At 53.7% G+C, this 979-nt stretch carries 2 protein-coding genes; both read left to right on the forward strand.

Annotated features, from left to right (window positions below):
- Positions 1-398: 30S ribosomal protein S4 (gene rpsD / locus ASN89_RS26490; protein ID WP_058051333.1), on the forward strand; the 398-nt coding region annotated here is incomplete at its 5' end.
- Between the two features lie 106 nt (positions 399-504).
- The coding region (locus tag ASN89_RS26495) for a DNA-directed RNA polymerase subunit alpha (protein ID WP_414842528.1) at positions 505-979 on the forward strand (475 nt) is incomplete at its 3' end.

The following is a 979-nucleotide window of genomic DNA, read 5'->3' on the forward strand; positions in this document are numbered from 1 at the left end:
ACTTCGCTGAAGCAGACCGTCGTAAAGGCAACACCGGCGAAACGCTGTTGAAGTTGCTGGAAACGCGTCTGGACAACGTTTGCTACCGCATGGGCTTTGGCTCGACCCGCGCTGAAGCGCGTCAATTGGTCAGCCACAAAGCGTTCACCGTGAACGGTATCGTTGTGAACATCGCTTCGTACGCAGTCAAAGTCGGCGACATCGTTGCTGTTCGTGAAAAATCGAAAAAGCAAGTGCGTATCGTTGAAGCACTGTCGCTGGCTGAACAAGTTGGTATGCCTAGCTGGGTTTCGGTTGATGCCAAGAAAATGGAAGGTACCTTCAAGTCCCTGCCAGAGCGTAACGAAATCGCTAACGACGTCAACGAATCGCTGATCGTCGAGCTGTACTCGCGTTAATAGTAGTTAGCAAGACTCCCGCCCACTCACTTTCTTGAGTGGGCGTTTTACTAATGCCATCAGCCTTATCGGTGTAATGAGCCGAGGGTATTGAAAAGGACATTTCATGCAAAACAGTTTGTTAAAGCCACGTATTATCGATGTTGAAGCTCTCGGTGCAGGTCACGCCAAGGTCGTGATGGAGCCGTTCGAGCGCGGCTATGGCCACACATTGGGTAACGCGTTGCGCCGCGTTCTGCTGTCGTCGATGGTAGGCTACGCGCCGACCGAAGTGACGATCGCTGGCGTCGTCCACGAATATTCCTCCCTCGATGGCGTGCAAGAAGACGTCGTCGATCTGTTGCTGAACTTGAAGGGTGTGGTTTTCAAAGTCCACAACCGCGATTCGGTAACCCTGACCCTGAAAAAAGAAGGTGAAGGCGCGATCCTGGCCTCCGACATCGACCTGCCGCATGACGTCGAACTGATCAACCCTGACCACGTGATCGCCCACCTGACCGCTGGTGGCAAGCTGGACATGCAGATCAAGGTTGAAAAAGGCCGCGGCTACGTTCCTGGTAACGTGCGTCGCCTGTCGGAAG

Source organism: Janthinobacterium sp. Ant5-2-1 (assembly GCF_001445815.1).
Taxonomy (GTDB): Bacteria; Pseudomonadota; Gammaproteobacteria; order Burkholderiales; family Burkholderiaceae_D; genus Janthinobacterium; species Janthinobacterium lividum_E.